Origin of the sequence: Clostridium thermopalmarium DSM 5974, assembly GCF_002995795.1 — a bacterium.
Classification (GTDB): domain Bacteria; phylum Bacillota; class Clostridia; order Clostridiales; family Clostridiaceae; genus Clostridium_H; species Clostridium_H thermopalmarium.
Genome location: NZ_PVXN01000053.1, coordinates 316,635 through 340,254, shown reverse-complemented (window position 1 = coordinate 340,254; position 23,620 = coordinate 316,635). Strand labels below are relative to the sequence as shown.

The 23,620-nt window shown below is 30.6% G+C and carries 21 protein-coding genes; 3 read left to right on the top strand and 18 right to left on the bottom strand.

Features of this window, described 5'->3' with window-relative positions; genetic code table 11:
- Positions 1-25: 25 nt before the first annotated feature.
- The 11 genes from ymfI to CPAL_RS10755 form a co-directional block, all read right to left on the bottom strand.
- Positions 26-766, bottom strand: a complete 741-nt coding sequence (ymfI, locus tag CPAL_RS10805) for an elongation factor P 5-aminopentanone reductase (RefSeq protein ID WP_061857852.1) — start codon at positions 764-766, stop codon at positions 26-28.
- A gap of 92 nt (positions 767-858) precedes the next feature.
- Positions 859-1,476, bottom strand: a complete 618-nt coding sequence (locus tag CPAL_RS10800) for a DUF3793 family protein (RefSeq protein WP_106024592.1) — start codon at positions 1,474-1,476, stop codon at positions 859-861.
- A gap of 99 nt (positions 1,477-1,575) precedes the next feature.
- Positions 1,576-2,097 carry a cob(I)yrinic acid a,c-diamide adenosyltransferase gene (gene cobO / locus CPAL_RS10795; RefSeq protein WP_061857854.1) on the bottom strand — a complete coding sequence of 174 codons (522 nt, stop codon included), beginning with the start codon at positions 2,095-2,097 and terminating at the stop codon, positions 1,576-1,578.
- A 259-nt stretch (positions 2,098-2,356) separates the two neighbouring features.
- Complete coding sequence (locus tag CPAL_RS10790) at positions 2,357-2,608, bottom strand: DUF3892 domain-containing protein (protein WP_061857855.1); 252 nt, start codon at positions 2,606-2,608, stop codon at positions 2,357-2,359.
- Positions 2,609-2,801: 193 nt separating this feature from the next.
- The gene (trmB, locus tag CPAL_RS10785; RefSeq protein ID WP_061857856.1) at positions 2,802-3,446 is read right to left on the bottom strand and encodes a tRNA (guanosine(46)-N7)-methyltransferase TrmB; all 645 of its coding nucleotides are present in this window, start codon (positions 3,444-3,446) and stop codon (positions 2,802-2,804) included.
- A gap of 137 nt (positions 3,447-3,583) precedes the next feature.
- Positions 3,584-4,246 (bottom strand): site-2 protease family protein, encoded by a 663-nt coding sequence (locus CPAL_RS10780; RefSeq protein ID WP_061857857.1) that lies wholly within the window; start codon positions 4,244-4,246, stop codon positions 3,584-3,586.
- Positions 4,247-4,414: 168 nt separating this feature from the next.
- Entirely contained in the window at positions 4,415-8,023 is a 3,609-nt protein-coding gene (locus CPAL_RS10775) for a 5'-nucleotidase C-terminal domain-containing protein (RefSeq protein ID WP_061857858.1), read from the bottom strand.
- A gap of 185 nt (positions 8,024-8,208) precedes the next feature.
- Positions 8,209-9,282 carry a hypothetical protein gene (locus CPAL_RS10770; RefSeq protein WP_061857859.1) on the bottom strand — a complete coding sequence of 358 codons (1,074 nt, stop codon included), beginning with the start codon at positions 9,280-9,282 and terminating at the stop codon, positions 8,209-8,211.
- 13 nt (positions 9,283-9,295) lie between these two features.
- Positions 9,296-10,321, bottom strand: coding sequence for a phosphodiester glycosidase family protein (locus tag CPAL_RS10765; RefSeq protein ID WP_061857860.1), 1,026 nt, complete (start codon positions 10,319-10,321; stop codon positions 9,296-9,298).
- 142 nt (positions 10,322-10,463) lie between these two features.
- Positions 10,464-11,954 (bottom strand): LCP family protein, encoded by a 1,491-nt coding sequence (locus CPAL_RS10760; RefSeq protein WP_061857861.1) that lies wholly within the window; start codon positions 11,952-11,954, stop codon positions 10,464-10,466.
- Positions 11,955-12,100: 146 nt separating this feature from the next.
- Entirely contained in the window at positions 12,101-13,477 is a 1,377-nt protein-coding gene (locus tag CPAL_RS10755) for a PhoH family protein (protein WP_061857862.1), read from the bottom strand.
- A gap of 156 nt (positions 13,478-13,633) precedes the next feature.
- On the opposite strand from CPAL_RS10755, the gene perR reads away from it, so the two are divergent.
- The 3 genes from perR to CPAL_RS10740 all read left to right on the top strand — a co-directional run bounded on the left by perR (position 13,634) and on the right by CPAL_RS10740 (position 15,777).
- A complete protein-coding gene (gene perR / locus CPAL_RS10750; RefSeq protein ID WP_061857863.1) occupies positions 13,634-14,050 on the top strand; it encodes a transcriptional regulator PerR in 417 nt (138 codons plus the stop codon).
- A 71-nt stretch (positions 14,051-14,121) separates the two neighbouring features.
- Positions 14,122-15,078 carry an FG-GAP repeat domain-containing protein gene (locus CPAL_RS10745; protein ID WP_061857864.1) on the top strand — a complete coding sequence of 319 codons (957 nt, stop codon included), beginning with the start codon at positions 14,122-14,124 and terminating at the stop codon, positions 15,076-15,078.
- Positions 15,079-15,432: 354 nt separating this feature from the next.
- Complete coding sequence (locus tag CPAL_RS10740; protein WP_061857865.1) at positions 15,433-15,777, top strand: bactofilin family protein; 345 nt, start codon at positions 15,433-15,435, stop codon at positions 15,775-15,777.
- A 49-nt stretch (positions 15,778-15,826) separates the two neighbouring features.
- Here the strand turns inward: CPAL_RS10740 and CPAL_RS10735 are convergent, their stop codons facing one another.
- The 7 genes from CPAL_RS10735 to clpX all read right to left on the bottom strand — a co-directional run bounded on the left by CPAL_RS10735 (position 15,827) and on the right by clpX (position 23,612).
- Positions 15,827-16,333 carry a hypothetical protein gene (locus CPAL_RS10735; protein ID WP_061857866.1) on the bottom strand — a complete coding sequence of 169 codons (507 nt, stop codon included), beginning with the start codon at positions 16,331-16,333 and terminating at the stop codon, positions 15,827-15,829.
- 47 nt (positions 16,334-16,380) lie between these two features.
- Positions 16,381-16,623 carry a hypothetical protein gene (locus CPAL_RS10730; protein ID WP_106024591.1) on the bottom strand — a complete coding sequence of 81 codons (243 nt, stop codon included), beginning with the start codon at positions 16,621-16,623 and terminating at the stop codon, positions 16,381-16,383.
- 39 nt (positions 16,624-16,662) lie between these two features.
- Positions 16,663-17,196, bottom strand: coding sequence for a hypothetical protein (locus CPAL_RS10725; protein ID WP_242862616.1), 534 nt, complete (start codon positions 17,194-17,196; stop codon positions 16,663-16,665).
- A 204-nt stretch (positions 17,197-17,400) separates the two neighbouring features.
- Positions 17,401-18,000, bottom strand: a complete 600-nt coding sequence (gene yihA / locus CPAL_RS10720) for a ribosome biogenesis GTP-binding protein YihA/YsxC (RefSeq protein WP_061857868.1) — start codon at positions 17,998-18,000, stop codon at positions 17,401-17,403.
- Positions 17,990-20,323 (bottom strand): endopeptidase La, encoded by a 2,334-nt coding sequence (gene lon / locus CPAL_RS10715; protein WP_061857869.1) that lies wholly within the window; start codon positions 20,321-20,323, stop codon positions 17,990-17,992. Before lon ends, yihA begins: the two co-directional genes overlap by 11 nt.
- Before the next feature lie 141 nt (positions 20,324-20,464).
- Entirely contained in the window at positions 20,465-22,159 is a 1,695-nt protein-coding gene (lonB, locus tag CPAL_RS10710; RefSeq protein ID WP_061857870.1) for an ATP-dependent protease LonB, read from the bottom strand.
- Positions 22,160-22,319: 160 nt separating this feature from the next.
- A complete protein-coding gene (gene clpX / locus CPAL_RS10705; RefSeq protein ID WP_061857871.1) occupies positions 22,320-23,612 on the bottom strand; it encodes an ATP-dependent Clp protease ATP-binding subunit ClpX in 1,293 nt (430 codons plus the stop codon).
- Between the last annotated feature and the right edge of the window lie 8 nt (positions 23,613-23,620).

Here is a 23,620-nt window from a genome sequence, read left to right as displayed (position 1 = left end):
AAATTATGAATCCCCACTATTTAACTTACAAATATCCTCCGTCTACAGTAATAATCTGAGAAGTTATGTATTTTGAATCTTCACTAGCTAAAAATGTTGTAATTTTAGCTATATCTTCCCCCTCTCCAAATCTCATCATAGGAATTTCACTTTCTAATTCTTTCCTTTCTTCTTCAGTAAGCCATTTATTCATTTCAGTATTTATAACTCCTGGTTGTATAGCATTTACCCTCACCCCTGATGAAGCTAGCTCTTTTCCTAAAGCCTTTGTAAAGGAATTAATTCCACCTTTTGAAGCAGAGTAAAGTACCTCACATGATGCTCCTACTTCACCCCATATAGAAGATATATTTATTATGGTTCCTTGTTTTCTACAAATCATATGTTTTGCTACATTATGACAAGTATTAAATACTCCTTTTAGATTGGTATTTATAATATCATCAAAATCTTCTTCTTTCATATCTATAAAAAGTCCTACCTTTGATATACCAGCATTGTTTACAAGCACATCTATTTTGCCAAATTTATTTAAAACCTTTTCTACCATGTCCTTAGCAAAATTATAATTACTTATATCTCCTTTAATACTTATAGCATATCCTCCAAAAGCTCTAATCTCTTCTAAAGTTTTTTCTGCTGCTGCATCATTATGAACATAGTTTATTATAACATTGCCTCCTAATTTTGCAAATTCTTTAGATATACTTTTCCCTATGCCTCGACTTCCTCCTGTAATTAAAATGACTTTTCCATTAAAGTTCATGAATTCACCTACTTTTAATCGTTCTACAAATGAAAATATACCATTTTCACTGTCATTGTCAAGAAATATCCAGTTATTTTTTACTATATATGTTAAATTAACATATCATTTATAATGTTCAATGGTTCCACTCCATGCATAATTAATTTCATAACTTTTTCCTTTACTTCATCATACTTTTTAAATGTACTAATGGCTTCATCTTTATTATTATAAACCTTCCAATATCCAAAGGTTAATGCATCCTTACCTGAAGAATTTATAAAATCAATTACATCATCTATTGGATATCCTAGAAATATTCCAATCTCATGCGGACATTCTTTTTCATATCTCTCTTTTAACCTTTCCAAGCTTTTTTCTAAAGACATATTTTTTTGGTATCCATAAGTGCTTAAAAATTCTACGTGTCTTTCTTGCTTAAGTACCGAGCTTAAATCATCCTCATTATAGAAAAGCACTGCTGTATTGTAATTTGCTTTTTTTAATTGATAGAACTCCATCTTTAACTCTTTTTTTATAAAATTTTTATATTTCTCCCAAGCCTCATATAGATTTCTTCTTCCTTTATCGTGAAATATTATTAGATAAGAAGGTTTATATTTTGCTATAACAGGAGCTATATTATATATTATTATAGATAAAAGATATGTTTTGTCATCAAATTTTTCTATACTATCAATAAAATTTTTAGCTAATTCATTACACATAAAATATCTCCTATAATATTTTAAACTTTTGTATATATTTATTATGTGTATTATATTGTATGGATTATGTAATTAATTCATAACATAAAAAAGAAGGGACTATTTTTCTATCCCTTCTCTCGCTTCAACCCCTTGGGTATAATAATGTTTTATTTCCTTCATTTCCGTCACCAAATCCGCCATATCTATGAGTTCTTGTGGTGCATATCTTCCCGTAATTACTACCTCGATTTTTTTATTTCTTTTATTTAAAATATTTATTATTTCTTCTGTTGAAAATAACTTATAATAAAGAGCTATATTAAGTTCATCCATTACAACTAAATCATACTCTTCACTCATCAGTATTTCCTCTATTTCCTTTAGCCCTTCTCTAGCCAATTTAATATCTTCTTCCTTAGGTTTCTTTATTATAAAAGTATCTTTTCCATACTGCTTCATGCAAAAATTAGGAAGATATTTCGGAGCTTTTAACTCACTATAATCCATGCCTTTCACAAATTGTGCAAAAAACACCTTTTTGCCTGCACAAACTGCTCTTAAAGAAAGACCTAAAGCACATGTGGTTTTCCCTTTTCCATTTCCAGTATAAATATGTATATAACCCTTATCATTAATCATATCTTATTCCTCGTTGTATTTTAAATTTCTTATATATAACATCACGCATGGGATAGAATGTTCTTATATTGTTTTAAATCCATAAATAAAAGAGCTTCTAATTGCTTGTTCAACACTTTCTACAATGCAAATCCCATGTGTGATGTTTAATATCTCATCAATTCATCGAAATTTTATAGGAAATAAATAAAGACAATTCTCTACTTGCACCATAGGTGCCTTAACTCAGAAATATTTTACTTGGTAAAATATTCTAAGTTTAGTCGTAGTCTTTAATAACTGGCAACTCTAAAATATTGCTAAATTCTTCATGAGGTATGCTTTTCAAAAACTCATCTTTTTGTTTGTAAACTTCTTCGCTTATGCCTTTTATAGCTCCTTGCTTTGAAAGATCTATAGCTTCTCCTTTTGATATTACATCTCCATTTTCTAATCTATATCCTGTAATATTATTATCAGGTCCCTTTACTAAATCAGTTATTACATGTGCAAAAGTAAAATCTATATACATTATCATATACCTCCTATAGTTACTTTTTTATTTTCTCATTTGATTTATTGAAAATATACTTCTATAAGAGATATTATTTCTATTTTTGCAATTATATATTATAGTAATTAAAGGAACCAACTGCAGAAATCAGTTTATTAATATTAAAAGTTAGAAAAACTTTTCAACTTATTTTTCTAACTTTTTAACTTTTTTATCTAAGTTTTGCTATAAGAAACTTGCTCTTTATCCCTTTTTCTTTAAATTTGCTTTCATACTCCGTCATTATGTTTTCTTCAGCATAATCGCTATTATGCAAATCATAAGTCTTGTAAATAATATCAAAGCCACTTTCTTCAAAGTATTCAATAGAAGCTTCAAATAAGTCTAAATCATCTGTCTTAAAGTGAATTTCTGTACCAGGCTTTATAAAGGCTTTATATTTATTTAAAAATCTTGTATGAGTAAGTCTTCTTTTATTATGCCTTGCCTTTGGCCAAGGATTACAAAAGTTTATATATATTCTGCTTATTTCATTTTTATCAAATACTTCTTCTATAAAAGCTATTTGCATAGCTATAATTCTTACATTTGTAAGTTCTGCTTCTACTACATTTCTAAGAGCATAAACTAAAATCTCATCTTTAATATCCACAGAAATAAAATTTTTATCAGGATACCTTGCAGCGATTTGTCTTGCAAATCCACCTCTTCCACAGCCTAATTCTAGATATATATCATTATCATTTTTAAATTCTTCTTTCCATCTTCCTTTTAATTCTTTTGCTTCTTCAAATGATTTAAATAAAGGACTTGCCTCTAATTCTGGTCTTGCCCATCTCTTTTTCCTTAGTCTCATTATTCTCCTCCTCAGAGTTTATTCTTCTTAGCCTTTTTACTTCATATTATACTTTAATCATAAATTCTAAACAATAATTATGCATAATGGTAAATTCTAAATTTCTGTGCTAATCTCCATGTATATATAATTTTTAGTTAAACAAGATTCATTAATGTATAAGTAAATTTAACAAATATATTAGACATTATAGCTGCAGGTCCACCTACAATAATTCCAATAAGTGAGTTTCCTCCGAAAATAGGCATAATAAATATTAATAATATTAAAAATTGCGATTTATAAAGAACATTTCCTGCTTTGTAGAAAATTTTAGGAAACAAATCCCTTAAAATATGAAATCCATCAAAACCTGGAAGAGGAAGTAAATTTAGTACAAACAATAAACAATTCATTTGTATTGAAAAAAGTGCTATTAAGGTTAGTATCTGCAGTAAGTTTTTATTCTGCATTGGCAATTTAAAGATTACAGCTAAAACTATAGATGATATAAATGCTACAAATAAATTACCTACTATTCCTGCTATAGATACCTTTAAGTCATCTTTATAATAATTTTTAAAAGCACTTGGATTAGTTTGCACTGGTTTTGCCCACCCAAATTTAAAAATCAATATCATAATAAAACCTATTGGGTCTATATGAGCTAATGGATTTAAAGTAAGTCTCCCTTGAAATTTAGGAGTCTTATCCCCTAATTTATCTGCTACCCATGCATGAGCATACTCATGAAATGTAAGTCCAAATAATATTCCAGGTATTAACAATATTGTATACAATATATTTTCGCTATTAAACATGTCTTTCCTCCTAATCTTTAATAACTTTATTATATCAAAATAGAGGATAAAAAACATTATGCTTAATACTTATTTTCATAAGCTTTATAATTAAAAAGATTCATCAACTATAAAAAAACCACCAGTCTAGTTGGTGGTTTTTTTATAGTACTTGTTATGATTTATAAGTTAAGCTGCCGGTATTACTAGTTGTTGTCCTATATAAATCATATTTACATTCTTAATATTGTTCTTCTTAGCTATTTCTCTATAATCCACACTAAATTTATCGCTTATCTTTCTAAGTGTGTCTCCTTTAACTACAGTGTAAACTGTATCTTTATTTATAACTATCTTTCCTGGAATCTTAATCTTTTGTCCAGGGAAGATCATGCTAGGATTTTTAATGTTATTAGCTTTTATTATTTCTCTATAGTCTACTCCATATCTTTCTCCAATCTTACGCAAAGTGTCTCCGCTCTTTACTACATATACGTTTGAAAGTTTTTCTTGTGGTTGTGGTTTTACTTCTGGCTTAACTGCTGGTGCTTCTCCTTCAGTTAAATATCCAACTTTAGTAATTGAAAGATTCTTAACTTTCTTTAGAGCATCAACCATAGCATCCCTAACTGGTATTCCTGTATCAACTACGTTTCTAGCATTATCAAAGTTATATCCATCACCATTTGTAGCCATGAAATCATTTGTAACTACTGTATAATACTTATCCATATCTACTGGAGTTCCATCTAAAAGAGTCATAGAATTTATCTTTTTATCTTTGTAAGTTACCATAACTCCAGATATTTGAACCCAACCTATATTTTGATTGTCTATACCATATTCAATATTAGCCTTCAAATCTGAACCTTTAAGTTCCATCTTAACTAATGTGTTATCAAAAGGCATAACTTCATAAAGATTTCCCATAGTTATATTGCCTTTTACTATTGAAGTTCTAATTCCTCCACCATTAGTTATTGCAATTTGCGTTCCCGCTGCTTTTCTCATAACATCACAAATCCATTCGCCAAGCAATGAAGCTCCTTCATATCTGTCATGAGTTAAATCTTTATCGGTTGTTCCAATAACTTCTGCTAGTATTGGTCCTACCTTTACTTTGTAATCTTCAAGTATTGCTTTTGCTTTTTCATCCTCTACTATTGTATTTGATCTGTTATATAGTTGGTCAAGAGATGGTTCTATTGATAAAAGATTGTTATCTTTATCAAATGTTAACTCTAATTTTGCTAATGTTCTACCATTATAATAAGCTTGAACTACAGGTACATTGTTTACATTTCCACATACTGGTTCATGAGTATGAGCTGAAATAACAGCATCTACTACTCCTGGTTTTGCAAGTTCTGCAGCTTCTCCTGTAATTTCTTTAGTATTACTGTCTTGAGTTGATCCTAAGTGAGTTAATGCTATAACTACGTCAGCACCATTTTCTCTTGCTACTTTTGCCCATTCCTTTGCTGCTTCAATAGGATCTCTAAATTCTACATCTTTAACATTTTCAGCTTTAACCTTGTATACTGTTTCAGGAGTTGCAAGACCTACTAATCCAATTTTAACTCCATCCTTTTCAACTATCTTATAAGGTTTAGCCCATGTTACTGCTTTTCCTGTATTTTTATCATAAATATTAGATGCCAAGAAATCAAAATTTCCATCCTTTGCCCAGTTTGCTATTCTATCTGCTCCCCAGTCAAACTCATGATTTCCTACTGCTGATGCTTCAATCCCTACTGATTTTAAGAATTCATTAACTACAGCACCATAGGTTAAGTTAGATATTGCACTTCCTTGATACATGTCTCCGCCTGATACAACTATAGTACTTGGATTTTGCTTTCTCATTTCATTAATTGCTCCAGCAAGTTTAGCTATACCTTGATTCTTTCCACTTTCCTCTACAGAACCATGCAAGTCATTAAATGATACTATATCAATAACTTTTCCACCATTATATTTTATAAGGTCTTTTTCAGTAACTGCAGCAGCATTAGCAGTTCTTCCATCAGCTGATGTAGGTATTTTAATCTTTCCTTCATTTACAAGTTTTATAGCCTCTGCTCTCTTAGTTTCATCCCAGTTTGTTCCTATTATCTTCCAGTTGTTATCAAGTTCTGGAGTTATAACTCCACCTTTAACATCTTGAATATAAATCTTGATTAATTCTCTTATAGGAGTATTTTCTACATCTGATTGTAGTAATTTTGGAAGTTCTTCTCCTTCAGCATATATTATACCTGGTTTTGATAGTTGAGAATCATATCTATAGTTATTTACAGCAAGCTTTAATACATCTGTATCATTTATTGGAGTATCATCCATTCTTCTTAAATTAACTATTCTGTTTCCTGGCTCTTTACTTACATCAATTTCGTATTTAACACCAGAGAACATGTCATAATTATATCCTCTTATATTAGGATTGAAGGATACAGTTAAATCTCCAGGTCTATATGTGTTATAGAAACTAGCTGACCATTCCATATACTGCTTTAGTTGTTTTCCTGTTACTTCTAATAGATAAAGCATATTGTCATATTTATAAATTAAAGCTGCATCAGACTTTTTAATTGGACCTTCTTTCATATTAGCATCTTCTCTAAATGCAGCAGCAGCTGATACATCTGCTCCAGTGTAATACATTTGTACAGCATTAATGAAATCAATCATAGCTGTATCTTCAACTTGAGCATTAGGTATTCCTTTTATCTTTTCAGGTCCTACTAAGTCTCCACCCTTTAATTCACCTATTATGGTATTAGCATCATTTAAAGCTTTTTCATGATAAGGTTTTAACATTTCTAATAAAGTTTCATCAGCTTTATAGTTAACTTCTTTAGTATTTGGATCTTGCATATAAACTAATTTAGATGTTACATCTGTTTCTTTGTTTTCAACTACATATTTGCCATTCTTTTTAGTTACTTTTATATCTATCTTTGCTAAAGTATCTCCAGTATTCTTATTTTCAACTATTGTAGTACCATTAACTTTTATTCCTTCTACAGCCTTATGTGCATGAGCAGCTACAATAGCGTCAAGCTCAGGACATTCTTTAGCCAAATTTTCTGCTGAATCTTCTGGAACATATTCCTGAGTATCTCCCATGTGGTCAACAGCTATTATTACATCTACTTTATCTTTTATCTCTGAAATTACCTTTTTAGTTTCCTCTATTGGGCTAGTTACCTTATACTCTGTTAATCTTGGGCCATCCCATCTAGTTATGTTAGGGTTAGTCATTCCTATTATTCCAACTTTAACTCCTGATTTTTCTATTATAGTATAAGGCTTTCCAAGAGTGGTACCATCTTTTTTATATACATTTCCTGCAAGAACAGTACCTTTAAATTGATTCATATTCTTCTCTAAAGTTGGAATTCCTTTATTAAATTCATGATTTCCTAGTGTCCACGTATCGTAACCGATTTCATTCATAGCCACAATCATAGGATTTGTTTCATTTAAAAACAATCCTTGAGAGTTTCCTTCTATAACATCTCCAGCATCTACTAATATTGTATTAGGATTTTCTTTCTTTAGCTTCTTTACTACTGTTGCTATTTGAGCTAAACTTCCAGATTCATCGGCTGTATTAGTTGCATAATCATAAGGATAAAACACACCATGTACATCGCTTGTGGCAAGTATTTGAAGTGTAACTACATCATCATCTGCAGTTGAAGCTAAAACCGTTGATGGCGTTAATAGTGTGAACATCATGAAAAATGTCATTAATAAAGACATGACCTTTTTCACTTTCAATTTTTTCAACAATTTTATCCCCCCTTATCCAAATCCAAATTATTAAATCTAATAATTATATTGTAATTGATTTAAATAATTTGTTTCATAATTAAATTATACAAATTTTGTTATTATATGTAAACAAATATTAGAAATTTAATTAATTTTTAGTCAAAATAAAAAATCCTTACTGGTCACCAGTAAGGATTTTTTATTTATTTTAGTGAGGTCTCTAGCAATTTCCCTTCGCTTATAGAAGCTATTCCTCCATCATACATCTGAAGGAAAATTCCCTTATATTCTATTTTCTTTTGAGAATCAAGCTCTGTAACTTCTCCCTTTAAATTATCATTTATATAAATCTTACCATCTCTTGATATATATACATCCTTTTTATTAATAGTTTCTGGAAGATTGATTTTATTCCATTCATCTGTATCTTCATCTATTCTACCATAATATATATTCTTAATCTTATATTCTCCCAAAGCACTGCCTTCGTCTAACTCTCCTACATAAATGTTATCATTATCATCCACGTCTATGAGGCATAATTTATCCACTCCATCAATAGATATAGCTGACTCATTTCCTGTTACATATACTTTGCTCTTATTAATTCCTTCATAAGCTATCCTGTCATCATTAGGTATTATTCTTATATCCCCTATGAAAGTTACTCTAGTACTTACTTTTTCTATTCTCTTCATTATGTTTATATTATGAATACTACTTCTACCACCTTTTAAAGCAGTCTTTATATAAATCATGTTGGTAAGAGGTGATAACTGTAAATCTTCAACCTCTGCTGATTTACTTGATGTAATAGCTGTTTCATCCTGTTCTTTCGTCTCTAATTTTTCCAATGCATCTCTTTCTGCATCATAAGAATAAAATAAAAACTTTGAGCTGTTATTATATTCTTTTTTCCCAGATATAAGCATTATATTTCTATCTGGTGCCCATCTATAGAAAGATACTTTAACTTCGTCATCAAGTTCTATATTATTTTCTTTTCCAGTATAAGTATCAACTATCTTTAAAACATCATCATAATAATAAGATAAATACATTCCATCATAGGATAAAGATATATTTTCTGCTTCATCTGGAATTGATATATCTATATCCTTTTTCTTATTCTCTTGTTCATCATCAACTTTTGTAGAAACTATTGTATTACTCACACTTTCTGTGGCAAAGAAATAATTATCTACATAGTATAAAACAGCTATCTGTAAACTTAAAGATATAAGTATCCATACTATTATTCTTTTTAAAGCTTTCATTTATTTCTCTCCTTTAAGGCTCTACATATATAACAGATGGTATTGATCTTTCACCTAAAGCACTATCAGGTTCATTTATAACTTTACCATTATAATACATAGTAGTTGATGAACCCCCATCTAAATTACTGGCATTATAAGCACCATACTCATAAAGCAAATCTTGTACATCTCTTAAAGTTGCAGCAAGTCTTGATATTTGCTTACCATCAAGAACCAATAAAAGTATACTTCCATCTTTTCTTTGTCCTATAGCTGTTCTAGGGGCTTTTCCCCAACCTCCATCGCCTTTTGTAATAGCCTTTTCTCCATTAACTATTAGTGCTGGACCAAAGGATACTGCTTCACTAACTCCTTTTTTCTTAAGCTCTCCTACAGTATGTTTTCCTACTAGCAATTCACCTTCTTCTGTAATCGCAACAATATCATCCTTTACATTTTCATTTTTATAATCATTGTATATAATCTTTCCCTTTGACATTATAATTCCTCTTGGAATTGCACCAGTACCAGCCCATTGTTTACCGCTAGCAGATTCATCTATAAAACCTCCTGCATTCACAGCTGCTACTGCATTATTATCCTTAGCAATCTTACTTGTAGTTTCTCCTACTTTTCCAAGCTTACTGCTATAACCTACTCTAACACGTCTTGGATCATGAATAACCAAGAGATGCCCTTTAAAGGTTTTTCCATCTATTTCATATCTTTCTATGGTATCATCATTAATCCCCTTTATATCTATCTCTCCTCCACTGCTTGTACTATTCTGATCTAAATCACGTATCTTATTAGCATTTAAAATTTCATTTATTCGTTCCTGTGATAAAAATGTAGTTGCAATCCATTGATGACTTAAAGTAGTCATTGCAGCTCCAACCATAGCATCTCTTGCATTTGTAAATGGTCCATAATAAAGCATAAAAGGTCCAGTTATACCTGTGAATACAACTTCAAAAATAATAAAAGCTAAAAACAGTTTAAAAGAAAATCTTTTTTTTCTTTTTCTCTTGTTATTTTTTTTACCAGCTTTCTTCATTTATTGATCATCCTTTTTGGTTTTTATCTTATAATAGTACAAATTATATTGTACAACAAATTCGACTTTTTTCAAACTGATTTTTTGGAATTATTGTAATTTTTATCGCCAAATTTTCCTCTTATGCCCTATATAGTTTTATTTATGAAATCTTATTTTTTATATCAATACCAGTATTAGATATATTATCAACAGTATCTTCTTTATTGGTGGAAGTCTCTATTTTGTCTTTTTCACTCATATTTACGTCCTTGTTTTCTGTCTCTTTCTTATCTTCTGTATTTTCTGTGCTATCTTTTTTATCATCTTCATCTTGCTTTATATTTTCATTTTCTATTTCTTTATTGTCTTTATTTTGTTGCTTAGCGTCTTTATTCTCATTCTTACTGTGATTTGAATTTATTTCTTTTTTATTATTTTGTACTGCATTTTCATTTTTTTCTGTATTTTCTTTTATATTTTCTTTCTTATGTTTCGGTTTCCCATATTTCCCCTCATCATATATTTCTTTTTCAATGTTCTCTTCTTCCTCTCTTATTTCATTTATAGCATCTTCCTTATTATATATAGGCTCCTCATCTTTTGCATCTTTTGGATTAGTGCTGATGTCTTCATTATATTTTTTCATAGCCATTCTAAAAGAATCCATATCTAAATCCTTAGCATCATATTTTATATTATTAAAAATAAAGTCATTCATTATTTTTGCATTTTGCTCTATATCCATAAGAAGAACCCATCCTTTATTCTTCAATATTTTTGATTCTGTTATCTCTGGAACTGGAATAAGCATTTGCTCTGGTGTAAAGTTATTTATTTTATATACAGTGTAAGCATAATTTAATATTTCTCCTATATCTGTGTTGGTCTTGATACAAGGAAACAGTTTTGATGCTACTAAAGGATACTTTAATATACTCGTATCTTTGAGTTTATCTATTATAGCAGAGATTACTTCTCTTTGTCTTTTAGTTCTATCATAATCTCCATTTCCTACCTTTCTTATTCTGGCATAGCTTAAAACTTGCTGACCATCTAAATGCTGAAATCCGGGATTTTGCACTAGGTGAGGATCTTTAGGGTTTACCTCTGGTATAAATTTATTCATTTCATTCATTTCTATAGAAGATACATCTAAATCTAGCCCTCCTATTGAATCTATAAACTGCTGAAATCCATTAAAGTTGATTATAGAATAGTTATTTAGCTTTATGTTAAAGTTCTCTTCTATTGTTTCAATTAGCAGATCTACTCCTCCTATTGAATATGCGTGATTAATTTTCTGTTCTCCATGACCTGGTATTTTTACATAGCTGTCTCTCATAATAGAAACCAATTTTAAATTCTTATGTATATTGTCTATGGACAATATTAAAATTGCATCAGCTCTTGCTTGTTCGTCTAAATTTCTAGCATCGCTTCCAAGCAGCAATATATTAGTTATTCCATCAACTTCCATGTAATCTCCCTCATTACCTTGTCTATATCTGTCATTTATATAGGAATTATATATAAAGGAACAGCATAAATATCCTCCAATAGATAAAAATATAACGAATATACATATGATAAAAGTTAATATTATCTTTTTTATTTTTATATCTTTTTTTGTATTTCTTTCATGCTTAGTCAAACACCTCACCCCTTCGTATTTTTAAATCAATTACATTACAATAATAATTATATAATAATGCCATTATTTTACATAGTGTCTTTATAAATATTTTACAAAATAAGGAACTATCATTCATATGAAAAAAGCACCGAAAACTTGGTGCTTTATAGTCTCTGTGAAGCTTCATGAGCAAGCTCTGATCTTTCACATTCATCATATTTAAGAGTTACTTGATAACACAATTTACTCCCTTTCATCTTTTCTGATGCATAGCATAGTCCATTTGATCTATAATCTAAAAATGGTTGATCTATTTGCTCTGGATCTCCTATAAGCACTAATTTTGTTCCCTCTCCAACTCTTGTTGTAATTGCTTTTACTTGTTTTGGAGATAGATTTTGTGCTTCATCTATTATAACCCAATTCTTAACTATAGACCTTCCTCTTAAAAAAGCTACAGCTTCTGTAGTTATAATTCTCCTATCAAACAATTCTCTTATTTTATCATCTAGTTCTTTTTCATTTTTGTATCTTTCTTTCTCATCAGAATCTATTAAAATCTCTAAATTATCTAAAACAGGTCTCATATAAGGAGCAATTTTTTCCTGCTCAGTTCCTGGTAAAAATCCAATTTCTTCATCCATAGTCACATTAGGCCTACAAACTAATACTCTTCTATACTCACCGCTATCTTCTTCTAAAATCTTATGAAGTCCTACAGCAAGAGAAAAAAGAGTTTTAGCAGTTCCTGCTGGTCCCTTTATTATGGCTAAAGGTGCCTTTTTTGCTTCAGTAAATAATGCTTCTAGCATAAATTTTTGTCCTACATTTCTTGGACTAATTCCCATAGGACAGCTATCCTTATATATGAGGGGAACAACCTTTTCTCCATCAAATTTAGCTAATGCAGTTTGTTTATGATTCTCTAAAGAATGGATTATAAGAAACTCATTAGGATATAAGGTTGGAACAGAATATTCTTCTGCCTCCTGCGAATAAACATTTAAGGATTCAGCATCTAGCCATCTATTTTTGTAGAAAAAATCTATTTTATCGGAAGAAACATATACATCAATTCTTCCTGTATATTGATCATCATATTCAGGAACAACTTTTTCATAATAATCATCAACTTTAATGCCTACTGTGTCAGCTTTAATTCTTTCAAATATATCTTTAGTAATGAGATAAACATCCTCCCCTTTAGCTTTCAATCCTATGCATACTTGTATTATCCTGTTATCTGCTTTCATCTTATCCCAATAGGAAGGTATCTTTGTATCATAATGATTCATCTCTACCCTAAGTTTCCCGCCATTAGGCAGTTCTATACCTTTTATAAGGTTTCCCTGTTTTCTAATAGAATCTATAAGACGTGCTGCTATCCGTGCATTAGCCCCAAGTTCGCCATTATTTTTTTTTAAAGCGTCTAATTCTTCTAGTACCACTTCAGGTATGACTACATCAGCATTATCAAAACAAAGAATAGAACGCGGAGAATACAAAATTACGTTAGTATCCAGAACATAAGTTTTTCTCAAACTTCAATTCCCCCTCTCTTTCTATTATTATATTATGCTATAAAGGTTATATATGTATGAAAAAAAGGAAAAAAGATTTAGGTTCACTTATAGCATTTGACTAAGAATAATTTCTATTATATAATAATAAATAATAGAATAAAAAAGGTGGTGCCTATGGATAATATAACAGCTATATTTAAAGAAAATAAACTAAAATTAACACCTCAACGAATTGCAGTTTATATGTATCTACGTTCAACTAGTGAGCATCCATCAGCAGAAACTATTTATAAAGCCCTTCACAAAGACTATCCAACAATGAGTTTAGCTACTGTATATAAAGCTTTAAAAACTTTAGTAGAAGTAAATCTTGTAAGGGAATTAAATGTAGGTGAAGGCAATTTTAGATATGATGCCAATGTATCTCCTCACCCTCATATTCAGTGTATGTGTTGCGGAAAAGTAGACGATATTGAGGGTCTTTTATTGGATGATTTGAACGATAGAGTAAAGAACCATACTGACTATGAAGTAATATCAAATAAAGTTTATTTTTACGGAATGTGTCCCGAATGTAAAGATAAGAAATAGGCATTAATTTGCCTATTTTTCTTTTTTGCAAATATTTTTTTATCCTCATTCATAAATATAAGTAAATGGGGGTGTTAATTTTGAAATTCAAAGTATTGTTTTTAAAGCGTAAGCAAATCTATTATTTTTTACTTATTGTTATAGTACTAATATTCTTTGGTTTTTCTATTTTATCGGATAACAGGACCTCTTATACCACATTCAGTATAGGTTCAATAGACAAGGTTTATAAGTCTGATCTTACTGGTGATGGTAAGCAAGATGTCCTCTACATAACCTTAAATAAAGACAAGTATTGTCTCCAGGTAAACACGGAAAAAGATAGCTTTTATCTTGAACCTAGTAAAAATTTAGCTTCAGTTGGAAATTATTGTCCATATTGGCCTATGCGAGTTAATATTTTGGATATTTCTAGAGATAAAATTCCAGAGATTTTTATTCAATCTTCCAAAGAAAATAGACCCATTCAGCATGTATTTTTATACGAAAAAAATAGGTTTAAAGATATATTTTGCAGCTATAATAACATACTAGGATTTATAGATTGTACAAATAATAAAACTCCTAAGATGATATCAGGCAATATATCTAAGAATAATTTTTCTTTTTCAAACTACATATTGCTCCAAGGTAAACTAGAAAGATATAATTATAGAGCTGAGGAAACATTCATGGGAAAGGACACTATACTAAGCTTTATTAACGCAATAACTTCTCTCAACCCAGAAAATATTCAGCTTCCACAGGAGATTTTTGATCCTAAGACTTATGATAAAGCCTTGCCTATTATTGAAAGTATGGCTAATTCCAGTTCTAATTTTATATTTCAGGATGCAAGCTTTATAGATACTAAGTCTAATAAAGATGGTGACCCTATACAGGTAGAATGGACACTAAATTTTAGAGCAAATTCTATAAAATCATTAAAAGATATTAGAAACCATACATTAAAGTTAAAACTAAATTTCTTTAAGGATTCTAAAGAAAAGTATTGCTTTAAAATATCCTCATTATATGTTAAGAAATAATAAAAAATGGACCGCATTTGGCGGTCCCAATCAAAAGGGGGATGGGGGGTTTTAGCACTAGTAAGAGGGTAACATTTTATTTATGTATTGTTACTCCTCCATTGTACATTATATATGTTATCCTATTTTGTATATTTTATTCACTAACATTTAATATTTTTTATATTTTTCTATAATCTTCCTTATAATATGATAATTGATTTTAGCATATATGAAATCTTAGGTATTATTTTTCCTTTATTTATTCTTAAGTACTTTATGGTGCAATTTTATATAAAATTTAAAAATATACTAGCATAATTTTTAAATTTCAATCATATTTTTAATTAAGTACATATATTGGAGGATTTTATTATGTTTAGTGAAAAGGATATAAATAAAATTGAAAATTTAATAAGTGCAGACTGTAAAATCATCGGTAAAATTCATGGAAGTGGTTTGCTTAAAATTGATGGAACTATAGAAGGAGATGTTCTCTGGGAAGATAATGTAATTTTGGATTCTTCTTCTGTATGTAAGGGAAATATCTCTTGCAAAAATGCTATTGTAAATGGAACTGTTGAAGGAAATGTAATTTGCGAAGAGAGTTTACTCATACAGAACTGCGGAAAGATATTTGGAGATATAAACGTAACAAAGCTTGTAATAGACGAAGGTGGTAAACTCAACGGAAAATGTAACATAGTTCCAAAAATATAAACTTCCAATTTGGAAGTTTATATTTTTTACGAATTTATTTTTTATGAACTTATATTTTACCTTGGATGTATAAATCTATTATTTTATCTAATATCTGAGCCTTCTCCATGTTTACCATAGGTTTTATAGCTTTTAAAAGCATTACAACTGGATCGTCTGTTATTTGTGGTAATCCATCCATATAATTTTCTTCAATTTCTTTCCCTTTATTTTCTTTATCTTTACTATGTTTATTTCTATCTTTTTCATCTATATTTTCTTCATTATTCATAATCATATTATTTAAATTATTAGCTTGATTGAGTAATTGAAGAAAATCTATACCATTAATCCCATCTGTATTAATCTCTCTTTGAGCTGTATTTGAAACATCTTGATCTGCTTGATTGCCTGCAAAATTATCTAGAATACCTGTTCTGTTTAAAAGAGAGGCTATTTGATTTATGTCTATATTACCTAGTATGGAGGATAAATTATTAACATTTAAATCACTTCCTCCATTTACCTCATCATAATTTTTGCTATATTTCGATTTATGTTTTCTATGCTTTCCCATTACCTCACCTCTCTATAAATAGGAGGGCATAAAGCCCTCCATGAATTTTAGTAACCAAATCCTCCTGCGCATATGCTTCTTGATCCAAATCCTCTGCAGCAAAGCAAGAATAAGAATATTAATATTGTTGCAGTTTCATGATCGATGATACATGCTCTCTTCAATATTAATAAGAATAGTGCTAATCTGCATGGATCAAATCCTCCGCATCCTGATACTGGGAATTCTGCTACTCCAGCTACTCTAGCTGGGTAACCGCAAGCACATCCACATTTACATCTTCTTGACATGATATACCCCCCTTTCTTGGGCCATGGTTTCAATGTAATTTATTCTTCTTCATTTGCATCTATACATTCTATATTTTCATCATCTGTATCTAAATTATCTGTGGCGTTAAGGTTGAAGATATTGCGTGTAGCAGGTGACATTATTGGGCTAGCACCTTTACTTAAACGAATAAGCAGCAATATTATTATTATAAAAATTATATTGCTAAAACCTCCATAGCCGCCATAGCTACCGCATCCTCCATAGGCTCCATAGCTACCACATGAACTATATCCGCCGTAGCCACAGTTGCAGCAGCAATCTTTTCTCCTGCGGTGCTTGTGATGCTTTTTGTTACAACAGCAGCACACATATTGTGGGGAATTATAACCATAGCTATAACCTTTATTGCCAAATAGGATTATCAAGAGTAGGATTAAAAGTAACGGAAACTTATTGCTTCCCTTTCCTCCTATCTCTTTATTTCCTAATAGGCCTACAAGTTTGCTAAGGTCGCCGAGCCCCTTAATACCTGCCCCGCCTGTTAGATTGTTTATTAAAGAGCCTAAGCTCTCTAAATTGTTTGGATCCACTTTACCTCCCCCTTTCTGCCCATCCTCATTTATCTTTTGTATATTATATACTATGTATCCCTTCTTTAATTTGACACACAAATAGTTAAATTTTATAGTGGATTCACTAAATAACAAATACCAAGCCTTAACTACTTTTTAGAACTAAAAAAAGACCATTAAATTATCTTCTAAGGATAATTTAATGGTCTTTTTAAATATGTTTTATAATATCTCTTCCTTTACTACTCCTTCTAAAATAAGATCTATCAGCTCTTCTTTTCCCTCTTTATTAAGAGAAGAAAAGAAAGTAAACTTATCTTCCGGCTTAATACCTAAAGTCTCTTTTATTATTTTTTTATTCTTGTTAAAGTCGTTTCTCTTTAATTTATCGCTTTTAGTTGCTACAATTATAGCTTCATATCCATAGTATTTAATCCATTCATACATTTGAACATCTTCTTTAGTAGGCTTGTGTCTTGAGTCTACTAATAAAACTATCTTTTTTAATTGAAGTCTATCCATGAGATATGCTTCCATCATATGTCCCCATTTTTCTTGTTCGCTTTTAGAAACTTTAGCAAATCCGTATCCTGGTAAATCTACAAAATAGAAATCATCATTTATAAGAAAAAAATTTATTAATCTTGTCTTACCAGGAGTAGAACTTGTTTTAGCTAAGTTTCTTCTGTTTGTTAAAGCATTTATTAAAGATGATTTACCTGCATTTGATCTTCCAACAAAAGCTATCTCTACTCTATTATCCTGTGGATATTGTGAAGGTTTAACTGCTGAAATTATAAATTCCGATTTTTTAATTTTCATTATATTTCTCCCCTATAAGTGCATTTTCAAGTACATCTTCTATTTTTTCTGCTGTGATCACCTTCATTTTACTTAAAATTGATTTAGGTATTTTTCTTAAATCTTTTTCATTTGCTTTTGGAATTATTATTGTGTCTATTCCTGCCCTAAAAGCAGCTAAAGTTTTCTCTTTTAATCCACCAATAGGTAGAACTCTTCCCGTTAAAGTTATTTCTCCTGTCATTGCTACATTATGCTTTACCTTTCTATTGCTTAAAGCTGACACCATAGCAGTTATCATAGTAACACCTGCAGAAGGACCATCCTTAGGTACAGCACCTTCCGGTGCATGGATATGTATGTCCTTATCTTTGTAAAAGTCAGGATTTATATTATACTTTTCAGCATTAGCCCTAACATAACTGTATCCAGCCTCTGCTGATTCTTTCATTACATCTCCTAATTGTCCAGTAAGGTGAAGATTTCCTTTGCCATTCATCACTGTAACTTCTACTGGAAGAGTATCTCCACCATATCCAGTCCAAGCCATTCCCATTACCACACCTATTTTGTCTTCCTTGTCAATTTTGTCATAAGTATATATTTCTGGTCCTAAATACTTCCTTACATGGTTAGCTGTTATATGAATTTTTTTCTTATCCTTTTCTAACATTTCTGCAATTGCTTTTCTTATAATAGCAGCAATATTTCTATCTAAATTTCTAACTCCGGATTCTCTAGTATAATCTTCTATAATCTTATATATAGCTGAATCTGAAAAAGAAACTTTTGTTTCATCTATTTTATGCTCTAAAAGCTGCTTTTTTACGAGATGTCTTTTAGCAATATGAAATTTTTCTTCATAGGTATATCCAGACACCTCTATTATTTCCATTCTATCTAAAAGTGGCCTTGGAATTGTATCTAAAGTATTAGCAGTTGTTATAAACATAACCTCTGATAAATCTAAATCTAATTCTAAATAGTGATCCCTAAAAGTTTTATTTTGTTCTGGGTCTAAAACTTCTAATAATGCACTAGCTGGATCTCCTCTAAAATCTCCATTTAATTTATCAATTTCATCTAATAAAAATAGTGGATTTTTATAGCCAGCTTCTTTCATGCCATATACTATTCTTCCTGGAATAGCTCCAACATAAGTCCTTCTATGTCCTCTTATTTCTGCCTCATCCCTAACTCCACCTAGAGACATTCTTACAAACTTTCTACCTAGAGCATTAGCAATAGATTTTGCTATGGAAGTCTTTCCTACTCCTGGGGGACCAACTAAGCAAAGTATAGGTCCCTTTATTGATTTACTCATACTTTTAACTGCTAAAAACTCAATTATTCTATCTTTAACATCTTCTAATCCGTAATGTTCATTCTCTAAAATCTCTCTAGCTCTTTTTATATCTAAGTTATCTGAAGTTTTTTTGCTCCACGGAATATCTAAAACCCAATCTAAATAGGTTCTTATTGCTCCACCTTCTGATGAATATGATCCAACATTTTTAAGTTTATTTAATTCATAATAAACCTTATCCTTTACTTCTTTAGGAAGCTTCCCTTTTTTTATCTTTTTTTCATATTCATCCATCTCTTTTTTATTTTCATCATCTTCTCCAAGCTCTTCTTGTATTGCCTTTAGCTGTTCTCTTAAAAAGTACTCTTTTTGAGATTTATCAATCTTGCTTTTTACTTTTAATCCGATTTTCTTTTCTATTTTTAAGATCTCAATTTCATTTTTCAAGATTATAAGAAGTTTTTCTAATCTTTCATTTACATCATATGCCTCTAAAAGCTCTTGCTTTTTTATTTCTTTTAATATTAGATATGAACTTACCACGTCAGCAAATCTTCCCGGCTCATCTAATTCATCTATGTTCAATAATATTTCAGATGAAACTGTATTAGAAAGTTTTGTATATTCTTCAAAGGCTTCTTTTACAGAACGAATTAAAGCCTCGCACTTTATAGGATCTTCACAGGTGTTATCATCCAATATTTCTATTTCTACTTTAAAGAAAGGTTCCTTATCCACATATTTAACTAACTTTGCCCTGTTTTCTCCTTCCACTAATACCCTAACTGTGTTACCTGGAAGTTTTAATATCTGTTTGATATTACAAATGGTTCCTACTTTGAAGATATCATCTTCTTCTGGCTCTTCTATCTTAGCTTCTCTTTGTGATACTAAGAAAATTTCTTGACCATTTAGCATAGCTTCTTCAACTGCTAGAAGAGATTTTTCTCTTCCCACATCGAAATGCAGCACCATATGAGGAAATATGGTTAGGCCTCTTAATGGAATCAAAGGAAGAACTTTCAAGTTTTTCTCCATACTTTTCCCTCACTTCTATCTATATTATCTCTACGTCGTGTAGCATAATTAAAATAATTTATACTATGCTATTATAACCATAAACACATTTTTTTTCAATTAATTTTCATTTGAAGCCATTTAGTTTCTATGAAATTTTAACTAGTTCATCACAGATTCAGCTGTAAGAACGTCTATTTTAGGGTTTACTTCTATAACGGCACCTTCTTTTTCTTCCTTTTTAATTTCCTTCAACAGCGCTGCATCAATTACATCTTTAATATATCTTACTGGAATAATCTTAACATCTTTCTCATCTTTAAATCTATCCTGCCAGTTCTCTTTTGGAATTATTATAGTATTTGCTCCTGCCTTTTTAGCAGCTGATATCTTTGCATTTACCCCTCCTACTGGTTTAACCATACCATGAAGAGAAATCTCCCCGGTCATAGCAACTTTATTGTCTACTGGTATACCCATTATTGCACTGTAAACTGCTGTAACCATGCTTATTCCAGCAGACGGACCATCTACAGGCATTCCACCTGGAAAATTTACATGGATATCATAATCATCACAGTTTATGCCAAATATATTTTTAAGTACAGTTAAAACATTTTCTATAGAGCTTCTCACCGTACTTTTTCTAGTTATTTTCTTATTAATACTGCTTATTTCCTCTTCTTCTATTATTCCTGTTATGATGAGTTTTCCCTTTCCTTCAATAGTTTTTGTTGCACTAGCCTCTATTTCCATAACAATTCCCATGTTAGCAGCATAAACTGCAAGGCCGTTTACATATCCTATTTGAGGTTCTTCCGGAACAGTCTTCTCTGGTCTTGGTGAATACTGACCATTTTCTATAACCCATTCTATATCTTCAATCTTTATAAGGTCTCTTTCTTCATTTAAAGCTATTCCTGATGCTAACTGTATTAAATTTACTGCATCTCTTCCATTATTAGCATACTTTCCTACTAGCTTTTTAGCCTTTTCTTCTATCTTAAAACCTATCTTATCTACTGCATTTTGAGCTATTATCTCTATTTCCTCTCCAAGAAGAGGCCTAAAATAAATTTCAACGCATCGAGAACGTATAGCTGGACATATTTCTTCTGGACTTCTTGTTGTAGCTCCTATTAATCTAAAATCTGCTGGAAGTCCTTTATCAAATACTTCTTTTATGTATGCTGGTATATTAGGATCTTCCGAATTATAGTAGGCACTTTCTAAAAATACCTTTCTATCTTCCATAACCTTTAAAAGTTTATTCATTTCTATAGGATGAAGTTCTCCTATTTCATCTATAAACAGTATACCTCCATGAGCTTTTGTTACTGCTCCAGGCTTAGGTTGAGGTATCCCTGCACTTCCAAGCGGACCTGCACCTTGATATATAGGATCATGCACAGAGCCTATAAGTGGATCAGCTATTCCTCTATCATCAAATCTGAGAGTTGTTGCATCTATTTCAACAAACTTTGAATCTTCTTTAAATGGCGAAAAACTTTTTCTTTTAGCATATTCTAGTACTAACCTTGCAGCTGCAGTCTTTCCTACACCCGGAGGACCATATATTATGACATGTTGAGGATTAGGACCACATATTGCAGCTTTAAGAGCTTTTATTCCTTTTTCTTGGCCTATTATCTCTTCAAAGGAAGTTGGTCTGCTTTTTTCTGTAAGTGGCTCAGTCAATTTAAAACTTTCCATTCTTTTTAACTTTTCCATTTCTTTTCTGCTTTCTCTATTCAAAATAGTCTTACTGCTATTTTGTTCTTTAAGAGCATTAAAGAAATACATACCCATAATAATGGTAACACCTAAACTTATAATACTTAATATTGAACCTGCCATTGATATATCATCCCCTAATTTATCATATTTATAGTTATGTAATCTCTTTTTCTATTTTGTGCAAATAGGGATAATTCAATACAGTTTCTCACAAATAAAAAAAGTTTAGAAAATTTAGGAAAAAACCTTCCTAAATTTCTAAACTTTTTCTACTTATATTCTACGCTGTTTCAGGTCCTTTCTTCTTTCTTTTAAGCTTTGGTTGAGAAATCACTGGCCTTTCTTCACCATCAGTTAAAACAACTTCTGGTTTCTTAGATTTTACTGCTTCCTCGCTTATTATAACCTTTTTTATATCAGTCTTTGAAGGTATATCAAACATTATATCTCTCATTATGTCTTCAATTATAGCTCTAAGGCCTCTAGCTCCTGTTTTTCTTTCAATAGCCTCATTCGCAATTAGTCTTAAAGCTTCATCTTTAAACTCTAGTTCAACATTATCCATTAGTAGCAACTTCTGGTATTGTTTTACTAAAGCATTTTTTGGCTCTTTCAAGATCCTTACAAGAGCTTCAATATCTAATGATTGTAGAGTTACTAGTATAGGTAATCTTCCTATAAATTCAGGTATAAGTCCAAATTTTAGTAGATCTTCTGGAACAACTTCTCTTAATAGTTCCCCAATATCTTTATCTTCTTTAGATCTTACTTCTGAACCAAACCCTAAAGAACTCTTTCTAGTCCTTTTAGCTATAATTTTATCAAGACCATCAAAAGCACCGCCACAAATAAATAATATATTTGATGTATTTATTTGTATAAACTCTTGATGTGGATGTTTTCTTCCGCCTTGAGGAGGAACAGATGCAACAGTTCCTTCTAATATTTTTAGCAAGGCCTGCTGTACGCCTTCTCCTGATACATCTCTTGTTATTGACGGATTTTCTGATTTTCTTGCTATTTTATCTATTTCATCAATATAGATTATTCCTCTTTCGGCTCTCTCTATATCATATTCTGCATTTTGAATTAACTTTAACAATATATTTTCGACGTCTTCTCCAACATACCCAGCTTCAGTTAATGTAGTTGCATCAGCTATAGCAAAAGGTACATTTAAAAGCTTAGCTAAAGTTTGAGCTAATAAAGTTTTTCCAGAGCCAGTAGGTCCTACAAGAAGTATATTACTTTTCTGAAGTTCAACATCATCTACATCAATAGCTGAGTTTATTCTTTTGTAGTGATTATATACTGCAACAGCTAATGACTTTTTAGCATCATCTTGCCCTATTACATATTGATCAAGGTATGATTTAATTTCACTTGGCTTTGGAAGAGAAGTTAAATCAACCTGTGCGTTTTCTTCAAATTCATCTTCGATTATTTCAGAACATAAATCTATACATTCATCACATATATATACACCGGGGCCAGCAATAAGTCTTCTCACTTGCTCCTGTCCCTTACCACAAAAGGAGCACTTTAATTGTTTTTTATCATCGTATTTAGACATTCAAACAC